The organism is Bradyrhizobium sp. (assembly GCF_035935975.1).
Classification (GTDB): domain Bacteria; phylum Pseudomonadota; class Alphaproteobacteria; order Rhizobiales; family Xanthobacteraceae; genus Bradyrhizobium.
Genome location: NZ_DASYWN010000035.1, coordinates 104138 through 113918, shown reverse-complemented (window position 1 = coordinate 113918; position 9781 = coordinate 104138). Strand labels below are relative to the sequence as shown.

General features: G+C 64.6%; 8 protein-coding genes and 1 pseudogene. 5 read left to right on the top strand and 4 right to left on the bottom strand.

Translation table 11 applies throughout. From position 1 onward, the window contains the following. Together VGR99_RS19510 and VGR99_RS19505 are read left to right on the top strand one after the other, a co-directional pair. Positions 1 to 307 (top strand): annotated as a pseudogene (locus VGR99_RS19510) (hypothetical protein); the annotation flags it as partial. A gap of 349 nt (positions 308 to 656) precedes the next feature. Continuing rightward, on the top strand, positions 657 to 2528 hold the full coding sequence (locus VGR99_RS19505; protein WP_326900578.1) for an alkaline phosphatase family protein: 1872 nt from the start codon (positions 657 to 659) through the stop codon (positions 2526 to 2528). Positions 2529 to 2578: 50 nt separating this feature from the next. On the opposite strand, the gene VGR99_RS19500 is transcribed toward VGR99_RS19505, so the two are convergent. Then, positions 2579 to 3151 carry a hypothetical protein gene (locus tag VGR99_RS19500; RefSeq protein WP_326900577.1) on the bottom strand — a complete coding sequence of 191 codons (573 nt, stop codon included), beginning with the start codon at positions 3149 to 3151 and terminating at the stop codon, positions 2579 to 2581. A 393-nt stretch (positions 3152 to 3544) separates the two neighbouring features. On the opposite strand from VGR99_RS19500, the gene VGR99_RS19495 reads away from it, so the two are divergent. Further along, on the top strand, positions 3545 to 4204 hold the full coding sequence (locus VGR99_RS19495; RefSeq protein WP_326900576.1) for a peroxiredoxin: 660 nt from the start codon (positions 3545 to 3547) through the stop codon (positions 4202 to 4204). Between the two features lie 117 nt (positions 4205 to 4321). Here the strand turns inward: VGR99_RS19495 and VGR99_RS19490 are convergent, their stop codons facing one another. Next, positions 4322 to 6052: a methyl-accepting chemotaxis protein gene (locus VGR99_RS19490; RefSeq protein ID WP_326900574.1), complete on the bottom strand. Its 1731-nt coding sequence runs from the start codon at positions 6050 to 6052 to the stop codon at positions 4322 to 4324. Between the two features lie 115 nt (positions 6053 to 6167). Here VGR99_RS19490 and VGR99_RS19485 point away from each other — a divergent pair, with 115 nt between their 5' ends. Together VGR99_RS19485 and VGR99_RS19480 are read left to right on the top strand one after the other, a co-directional pair. Beyond that, positions 6168 to 7613: a deoxyribodipyrimidine photo-lyase gene (locus VGR99_RS19485; protein WP_326900582.1), complete on the top strand. Its 1446-nt coding sequence runs from the start codon at positions 6168 to 6170 to the stop codon at positions 7611 to 7613. 66 nt (positions 7614 to 7679) lie between these two features. Then, positions 7680 to 7973 (top strand): histone, encoded by a 294-nt coding sequence (locus VGR99_RS19480; RefSeq protein ID WP_326900573.1) that lies wholly within the window; start codon positions 7680 to 7682, stop codon positions 7971 to 7973. Between the two features lie 49 nt (positions 7974 to 8022). Here VGR99_RS19480 and VGR99_RS19475 read toward each other — a convergent pair whose 3' ends face one another. Next, positions 8023 to 8766 (bottom strand): hypothetical protein, encoded by a 744-nt coding sequence (locus VGR99_RS19475; RefSeq protein ID WP_326900571.1) that lies wholly within the window; start codon positions 8764 to 8766, stop codon positions 8023 to 8025. A 90-nt stretch (positions 8767 to 8856) separates the two neighbouring features. After that, positions 8857 to 9729 (bottom strand): DMT family transporter, encoded by an 873-nt coding sequence (locus VGR99_RS19470; protein ID WP_326900570.1) that lies wholly within the window; start codon positions 9727 to 9729, stop codon positions 8857 to 8859. Between the last annotated feature and the right edge of the window lie 52 nt (positions 9730 to 9781).

Sequence of the window (9781 nt, the reverse complement as noted above, 5' to 3'; positions counted from 1 at the left end):
CATAGTCCTCAACCCGCGCTGGAAGCAGACTGAGTTGCTCTCGGCTCTCGCCGGACTTGAATGTGCGATTCGTCATGAACAGAATCGTACATCAACTCCCCGAAATGCCGAGTTCTTGCTCGGCCTCGTCGGGCAAAACACGCCATCCATTGGTCGAGACCGTCCGTTGAAAATATGCCGCTTTACCGAAATTCGGAAACAGCGTATCCATCGCCCCAAATTCCGTCATTGCGAGGAGCGAAGCGACGAAGCAATCCAGACTGCCTCCGCGGAGCAATTCTGGATTGCTTCGCTACGCTCGCAATGACGATGTTGATATAGTGGTGCACCAAAGCGGCAGTCTCGTGCCCCGGACGCAGCGCAGCGTCTCTTTGACGATGCGCTGCAGAGCCGGGGCCCATGCATCAGCGAACTCTGTAGCCTCCTGGATCCCGGCTCTGCGCCGCAGCGCTGGCGCGCTGCAGCGCGTCCGGGATACGAGAGAATGGGGCCATCGCCACACACATTGGCTCGCAATGACGAGTCCGTGAGGTCGAGGTCCCTCCCCAACCCTCTTGCAGGCACATTCGTCCTTGTAACAAAACTGTCATACAGCAAAACTAAACGATGCCGGGGGCCGCGGCCGCGGCCATTCGCCTCATCGCAGGAGAGACTTGATGCGCCGTTCACTGGTGTTGCTGTCAGCCGGACTGACCGTGCTGACCACCGGATTTGCCGCCGCCCAGAACAACAACACGCCACGTAACCTGATCCTGTTCATTCCGGACGGCCTGCGTGCGCTGAAGGTGACGCCGGAGACGGCCCCGGCAATGGCCGCGGTTCGCGACAAGGGCGTCAACTTCAAGAACTCGCACTCGCTCTTCCCGACCTTCACCATGGCCAACGGCTCGGCAATGTCGACCGGCCATTATCTCGGCGACACCGGCGTGTTCTCCAACACGATCTGGACCAACTACACCTCGGTCCCCGCCGGCGACACGGTCGTCCCCTTCATCGAGAACGACGCCGTACTCGGCGACATCGACGAGCATTTCAAGGGCGACTATCTCAACGAAGAGACCATCCTGAAGATGGCCCGTGACAAGGGCCTCAGCACCGCCGCGATCGGCAAGGTCGGCCCGACCTACCAGTTCGATCACACCGACAAGCCCGAGAAGCCGGGTCTGCATTCGGTCGTGTTCGACGACTCCACCGGTGCAAAGAACGGCGTGGCGCTGTCGGACGAGGTGAAGGCGGCGCTGACCAAGGCCGGCCTGCCCCTCGCCACCCCGCCGCGCGGCGACAACTCCAAGGCGGGCGATGCAAAGACGCCCGGCACCACCGTTGCCAACGTCGCGCAGCAGGCCTATTTCGCCGACGTCGCCACCAAGGTGGTGCTGCCGATGTTCAAGGCGCGCAACAAGCCGTTCGTGCTGGTGTTCTGGTCGCGCGACCCCGATGGCAGCCAGCACAACACCGGCGACAGCCTCAACCAGATCAAGCCCGGCATCAACGGGCCGACCTCGATGGCCGGCATCAAGAACGCCGACGACAATCTCGCCCAGATCCGCAAGGCGCTGGATGAGCTCGGCCTTGCCGCCACCACCAACATCATGGTGCAGGCCGACCACGGCTTCTCGACCATCTCCAAGGAAAGCAAGACCAGCCCCTCGGCCAAGCTCAGCTATGACGACACGCCGAAGGACTTCCTGCCGATGGGCTTCCTGGCGATCGACCTTGCGAAAGCGCTCGACCTGCCGCTGTTCGACCCCAACGACAAGAACGCGAAGATCGAAGGCAACAAGCATCCGAAGGCCGGCAACGGCGTGCTCGGCAAGGATCCGGAGAAGCCCGATCTCGTCGTCGCCACCAATGGCGGCTCCGACCTGATCTACCTGCCGAACAAGGACAAGAAGCTGGCGGCGAAGACCATCAAGGCGCTGCTCGAGCAGGACTACGTTTCCGGCCTGTTCGTCGAGGACTCGCTCGGCCGCTTCCCCGGCACGCTGCCGCTGTCGAGCATCAATCTGCGCGGCAAGTCGGCAACGCCGACGCCGTCGATCGTCGTCAACTTCCGCTCCTATGCCAGCGATTGCGGCGAGGCGCCGACCAACTGCTCGGTGCAGGTGGCCGACACCGTGCTGCGGCAGGGCCAGGGCATGCATGGCAGCTTCAGCCGCGGCGACACCATGAACTTCATGGCCGCCATCGGTCCGGACTTCAAAACCGCCTATGTCAGCGAGATCCCGGTCAGCAATGCCGACGTCGGCATGACCGCCGCCCAGCTGCTCGGCCTGCGCGGCGCGCAGAACGGCGGCCTGGTCGGCCGCGTGATGTCGGAGGCGCTGCCCAACGGCATCGTGCCGAAGGCGTATGCCGGCACGCAGAAGTCAAAGCCGGCCGAGGGCGGCCTGGTGACCGTGCTGAACTTCCAGCGCGTCGGCAGCCAGCGTTATTTCGACGCCGCTGGCTTCCCCGGCCGCACGCTGGGGCTCGAGGTGGACAAGCTCGGGATGGAGACCGGCAAACAAAAAACGGCGGGGAAGTAACCCCGCCGCTTCGCTCGCGCCCCGCAAGGGGCGCGCGATAAAGGGAATACTTACATGCCGATGTCGAACACGTTCGGCAGCTGGCCCGCCAGAGGCAGCGCGGTGGCGCCGAGGAACGTCGCCACCATCGCCATCAGGCGACGGTTGTTCTGGCGCTTGCCGCGCATCTGGCCGGCGATCCACTCCAGCATCTCGCTGTTCACCTTCGACGCATAGGCCGGCGCCCAGCTCTCGATGTCGCGATCGGCCGACAGCGCAACGCTGCGCGGCGGCACCTTCAGGCCCGAAGCGCTCGCGGCGTAATGGGCCACCGCCTTCGCCAGCAAATCGTCGAACCGGCCGCCATCGGTGCGCTCGGTCGCAGCTTCGTTGATCTCGAACAGGGCTTCGGCTTCAGCGCGGCTGACCGGCTGGTCGTTGACGGCGGTAGCGGTCAGGATGCGTGCGCACCAGGCGGTGTCATCGGCATCGAGCGAGCGGGAGAAATGGACCCGGCCCTTGGTGGTCGGGCCTTCGCCCGTGATCACGCCGTCGCGGACGATGGTCAGTGCGTGGGCCGAGGTATCACGGCAGGACGGTTCGAGGGACGGCGAGTCAGCAGACTTAGGCGCAGCGGCGGACATAGTTCACTTCCAGATTTCTTCTGATCGACCAGCATTTCCATGCAGGCCGTAAAGGGGTGGTTAAGGATTCGATACGGGGATCGCGACTTTTCTCAATGGTTGCCGATTAGTCGCTACGAGGACCGTTTCGGTTCCAGAGAGCGTCGGGCGAGCGTGATGAGGGTCATAAAAGGCTTTATCGCGGCAATCGAGACCGTGAAGCCCCGGTGGAGATGTTTCGCCGCAGGTGCCCGCGTAACAAAAATGTGCTGTAAGATCAGCCCTTCAGAGGAGGAATTCACATTTTACTTCAAGCAGTTCAGTCGGCGTTCACTTGAGGCCGCCAAGCCCCTATAATGGCAATGACGGCCGCAGACTATTTCTCCAGTCAATTCAATATGATGAGGTAGAACCATGACACTTCCGATCGGCACCACCGCCCCCGACTTCGAAGCCGAGACCACCGAAGGGAAGATCAAGTTCCACGACTGGATCGGCAACAGCTGGGCTCTCCTGTTCTCGCACCCCAAGGACTTCACGCCGGTTTGCACGACCGAGCTCGGCGCGCTCGCCAAGCTGAAGCCGGAATTCGACAAGCGCGGCGTCAAGCTGATGGGCCTCTCCGTCGATCCGGTCGACCGCCATGCGAAGTGGTCGGAGGACATCAAGGAGACGCAAGGCGCAGCTCCGAACTATCCGATGATCGGCGACACCGATTTCAACGTCTCGAAGCTGTACGAGATGCTGCCGGCCTCGACCTCGGGCGATCCCCTCACCCGCACGCCGGCCGACAACCAGACCGTCCGCAACGTCTTCATCATCGGACCGGACAAGAAGATCAAGCTGGTGCTGGTCTATCCGATGACCACCGGCCGGAACTTCCAGGAGATCCTGCGCGTCGTCGACTCGCTCCAGCTCACCGCCAAGCATCGCGTCGCCACCCCGGCCGACTGGTCGCAGGGCGAGGACGTGATCATCGCGGGCTCGGTCTCCAACGACGAGGCCAAGACGATCTATCCGCAGGGCTGGAAGGAGCCGAAGCCCTACATCCGCATCGTGCCGCAGCCGAAGTAACCCCACCGTCATTCCGGGGCGGTCCGCAGGACCGAACTCTGGTGCGCAATTGCGCACCTGAGAATCTCGAGATCCCGGGTCTGGTCCTTCGGACCATCCCGGGATGACGACTTTAAATTAAGCCGCGTGCACGCGGTCCAGGAAGCCGTCGACCTCGGCCTTCAGGTGCAGGCTTTCGCCTGACAGCGCCTGGGCGGATGCAAACATCCGGCTCGACGTCTCGCCGGTCTCGCTCGCGCCCTTGGCGGCGTGACGAACGTTTACCGCAACATCAGCAGTACCTGAGGCCGCAGCGCGAACGCTGGCCGCGATGTTGTGGGTGGCGCTCCGCTGCTGCTCGACCGCTGCCGAGATCGAGCTCGCGATGCCGCTGATACGCTCGATGGTCTGGCCGATCCCCTTGACCGCGGCGACCGACTCCTCGGTCGCAAGCTGCATGCTCGCGATCTGGCTCGAGATCTCTTCGGTCGCCTTCGCGGTCTGGCCGGCGAGCGTCTTGACCTCCTGAGCCACCACCGCAAAACCGCGGCCGGCATCGCCGGCGCGCGCGGCCTCGATGGTGGCGTTGAGCGCCAGCAGATTGGTCTGTTCGGCAATCGAGGTGATCAGCTTGACGACGTCGCCGATGCGCGCGCCCGCCTCGGAGAGCTGCGCGATGCGCTGGTCGGTCGCCTCGGCCTGCCGCACCGCTTCCGCGGAGATCTCGCTGGATTCCTGCACCCGGCGGGTGATCTCGGAGATCGACTGGGACAGCTCGTCGGACGCTGACGCGGCCGAGCGGACGTGGTCAGACGCACTTTCGGAGGCGCCTGCCGACTGCGCCGACAGATCGGCGGTGGAGCGCGCCGTGTCGGTAAGCTGCCGCGCCGCCCGTTCGAAATCGCCGGAAGAGGTCAGCACCTTGTCGAGGATGCCGCCGACGCTGCCGCGGAACTGTTCGACGAAGTTGCGCAGCTCCGCCTTGCGCTGCTCGGCCGCGGCCGCCGTGGCCGCACTCTGCTCGCTGCGCAGACGCGCCCGCTCCAGCGAATTGCTCCTGAATACTGCGACCGTGCGGGCGATCTCGCCGATCTCGTCGGCGCGATCCTCGCATTCGATCTCGACGTCGCTCTGGCCGTTGGCCAGCGCCGTCAGCGAGTGCGTGACCGAGCCGAGCGGCCTGGTGACGCGGCGAACGATCAGCAAAGTGAGCGCCAGGACCAGCAGCGCGGCAAGGCCAGCGGCCGCCGCCATGCTCGAGATCGCCTGGGCCAGCATGCTCTCGAACTGCGCCATGGGGATGCCGACATAGAGAATGCCGACAACCTTGCCGGCCGCATCCTGCACCGGGAAATAGGCGGTCATGAAGGACTTGCCGAACAGCGTCGCCGGGCCCCGATAGGCCTCGCCACGGCGCAGCGCGCCCTGCCCCGGATGATCGGCGGCGAGCTGGGTGCCGACGGCGCGGTCGCCGTTCTCCTTCTTCACATTGGTCGAGCGGCGCACGAACTGCCCGCTCGCATCGTCGAACACGAACAGGGTGGCATTGCCGCCGACATAGGACACCGCGCGATCGACGATGGCGTGATCCCTGAAGTCCGGCATTTTGGATATCTCGATGCGCGCCACCGCGCCGTCCCGCATCGTGATCCTGGCGTCGGGCACGATCTCGGCAAAGGCCAGCGCCAGCGTGCGCAGATTGACCTCGATGTCGCGCAGCGCGCGGTCATTGAAGGCGGAGGTGAGCGACCAGTAGCCGGCGCCGACCACGAGCGCCGTGTTCACGGCGATCAGCAGCACCGCACTCAGGACGGCCTTGGTGCCCAGCTTGAAGCGCGGCAAGAACTTCGCCGTTAGTGAGTTAGACATGAATGGAACCATCCTCGGAATTCCTGCATATTCATGCAATCGGCTTACGGGCCTATTAACGACGGTTCACAGCGCCGCCCGCGGCATGGTTTCCAGTTTGTAAACGAGGCCCCTCCTGACCCCGCCAAGCGCGCCGCCTGTCGTCGTCTGGTTCCGCGATGACCTCCGCCTATCCGACCATCCCGCCCTCCATGCTGCCGCCAGGACCGGCGCCCCGGTGATCTGCCTCTATGTGCTGGACGACGCGGCCGGCCGGGCACTGGGCGGCGCGGCCCGCTGGTGGCTGGCGCAGTCGCTACGGGCGCTCGGCGCCGACATCGCCACGCGCGGCGGAGCGCTGATCCTGCGCAAGGGACCGGCCGCCAAGGTGGTCACCGAGGTTGCGCGCGAGAGCGGCGCGAGGACCGTCCACTGGAACGGGATTGCGCAGGCGCCGCATCAGGCGGTTGAAAAACAGCTCGAAGCGGCGCTGGCAAAGCTCGGCGTGGACTCGCAGAGCTGTCCCGGCGACCTGCTGGTCCCGCCCTCGGCGATCCGCAACAAGGAAGGCCGGGGCCTGCGCGTGTTCACGCCGTTCTGGCGGCGCGTGCTCTCGCTCGGCGATCCGCCGAAGCCCCTGCCCGCACCGAAGGAGCTGCGCCCGGCATTGAGGATCGCCAGCGACAGGCTGGAGAGCTGGAAGCTCGCGCCGGCCAAGCCCGATTGGGCGGGCGGCCTGCGCGAGACCTGGACACCGGGCGAGGCCGCGGCCCGCACACGCCTGCGCGACTTCCTCAAGCACATCGCGCGCGGCTATGTCGGCGATCGCGATCGCCCGGACCGCGAGGGCACCTCAGGCCTGTCACCGCATTTGCGGTTCGGCGAGCTCAGCCCGCGCCAGGTCTGGCACGCCGCGCGCTTCGCTGCGGCCGAGCATCCCGCGATCGGACCCGGCGTCGAAAAGTTCCTCAGCGAGCTCGGCTGGCGCGAGTTCTGCCGCCACCTGCTGCACGATCACCCCAACCTCGCCACCGCGAACCTGCAAACAAATTTCGACGACTTCCCCTGGAAGGCCGACAGCAAAGCGCTCGCCGCCTGGCAGCGCGGGCGCACCGGCTACCCCATCGTCGATGCCGGGCTGCGTGAGCTCTGGCACACCGGCGTGATGCATAACCGGGTCCGGATGGTGGTGGCGTCTTTCCTGGTCAAGCATCTCCTGATCGACTGGCGCGACGGCGAGAGCTGGTTCTGGGACACGCTGGTCGATGCCGATGCCGGCAGCAATCCCGCCAACTGGCAATGGGTCGCCGGCTGCGGCGCCGACGCCGCGCCCTACTTCCGCGTGTTCAACCCAACGCTGCAGGGCGAGAAGTTCGACCCTGACGGGACCTATGTCAGGCGCTGGGTGCCGGAGCTGACGGACATGCCGGCGAAGCTGATCCACCAGCCCTGGCAGGCGACACCGATCGAGCTGGCAAGCGTCGGCGTCACGCTCGGCAAGACCTATCCGCAGCCGATCGTCGATCACGCGAGGGGACGCGAACGCGCGCTCGCCGCCTACGCAAGGATCCGCAAAGGTTGAGCGTTGCTTTGACACAATTATGAAACCCGCTATCGTCATCGCTCCATACAAACCGTGGGGGACGATATGGACGACGAAAAGCCGGTCACCGAACAGGTGATGGAGACGATGACCACCGCCGTGGAAGCGACCAAGGACGCCGCTGTCACCGCCGTCAAGAAGGTGAAGAAAGCTGCAAAGAAGGTCGCGAAGAAAGTAGCGCCGAAGAAGGCTTCGAAGAAGAAAGCCAAGAAGGCTGCAAAGAAGACCTCGAAAAAGGCTGCGAAGAAGTCGGCGAAAAAAGCCGCGAAGAAAACTGCCAAGAAGTCTGCGAAGAAGGCTCCCAAGTCGAAAAAGAAGGCCAAGAAGGCCAAGCGCTGATCGCAACGCGCGAAAGTCTCCGGGTGCGGGCGCCCCCGGGGACTTCTCCCTACCCCCGCCGCTTGGCGGCGCGCCGGCCCGGATGATGCTCGCCTTGCGGATCGCGGAATTCGCTGCGATGGCCGCGCCGGTCCTCGGCGTTGAAGCGCCGCTTCTTTTCGGCCGAGCCGAACGCCTTGATCACCTTCCTGCCATTGACCTTCTTGATGACGTAGCCGCCCTCGGTCATCGAGAACGGCTCCGTCAGCGTTCCCTTGTGGTCGAATTTGGTGCCGCGCGGATGCTTGAACGGCTCGAACCAGGACGGATAGACGAAGTTCGACATCTCGAAGCCGCCGACGCGGAATGAGTCCTCCTCCACGGCGTCGCAGACCTCATAGGCGTATTGGGTGTTCGGGTTCTTGTCGGCCCAGAGATTGGCCATGGGGTCGAGCACCATCTCGAACAGCTCGTGCGAGGCCGCAACGCTGACCGGCTCATCGCCCAGCGCCTTGACGAATATCTTGGAGATCGGCTGGCCGCGATGCGTCAGCTCGTGGCGCCCGAGCATGTTCTTGTGCGAGGCATCATCGAAATAGACCAGCTGCCAGTCGGCCGCCTTCGGCTTGCGCGTGACATAGAGGTCGACCGGATAGCCCCACACCGGCAGGAAATGCTGGTCGTAGCACTTCTGCAGCGCCGCGGTGAGCTTGCTCATCATGCGGCCGCTGATGCTCTCCTCCGCATAGTTGATGCAGGCAATCCGGACCGGCTTTAAGGACCGGCCGAGCAGCGCGCGTCTCGCCTTCTTCATGGAAATCACCGCCTGAAAGGGCAACTGAAATGCCGCCAGCCTAGCACGCGGCGCCCTGCACGTCAGGGATGTATTCCCCGGGCCTTCCGCCTAGAACCGCCGATTGACCACGAACACCGCCGCCGCGCACATCGCCATGCCGGCAATCGCGAGCGCATCGAGCTTCTCGCCGAACAGCAGATAGGCCATCAGCGCGGTCACGGCGGGCACCAGATAGAACAGGCTCGCGACCGACGTCGCCGCGGCGTGGCGGATCAGCCAGTAGAGCAGCCCGATCGATCCGATCGAGAGCGCCACCGCAAGCCAGGCCAGCGCCAGCACGAACTCCCGCGTCCAGTGCACCACGCGGTCCTCGAACAGGAAGGCGCCGACCGTGAAGAAGATCGTGACGGAGACGTATTGCACCAGATTGCCGGCGCGCCAGTCGATGTGGTTGCAGTAGCGGCGCTGGTAGAGCGTGCCGAGCGTGATGCTGATCAGCGAGACCACCGAGGCGAGCCAGCCGAGCCCGGCCTCACCCGTCATGGGACGGCCGTGCAGGATCAGCACCACACCGCCGAGACCGAGCACGAGGCCGGCCCATTGCACCGGCGTCACCTTCTCGCCGAGCCAGCGGTTGGCGATGGTCGAGGTCAGGATCGGCTGCAGGCCGGGAATCAACGCGGAGAGCCCGGCCGGAATCGAATGCGCGATCGCGATCGCGGTACCGCCGAGATAGAAGCCGTGGACCAGGATGCCGGAGACCGCGCTGTGCGCGATGCCGATGCGATCGGGCAATTTCGGTCGCGCGATGGCTGCGATGATCGCCATCAGGCCGACCACGATCGCCATGCGGATGGCGAGATAGGTCAAGGGATCGGCGTTGTGGATGACATATTTGGTGCCGATGAATCCGGTGCTCCAGAGCAGCACGAACAGGATCGGCGCGGCGCGGACGGTCAGGGCTTCTTGATTATGGTTCATTGTCGCCCTCATTGCCCGATGGGGGCCTATGCGGCAATGCGAATTTCTCGTC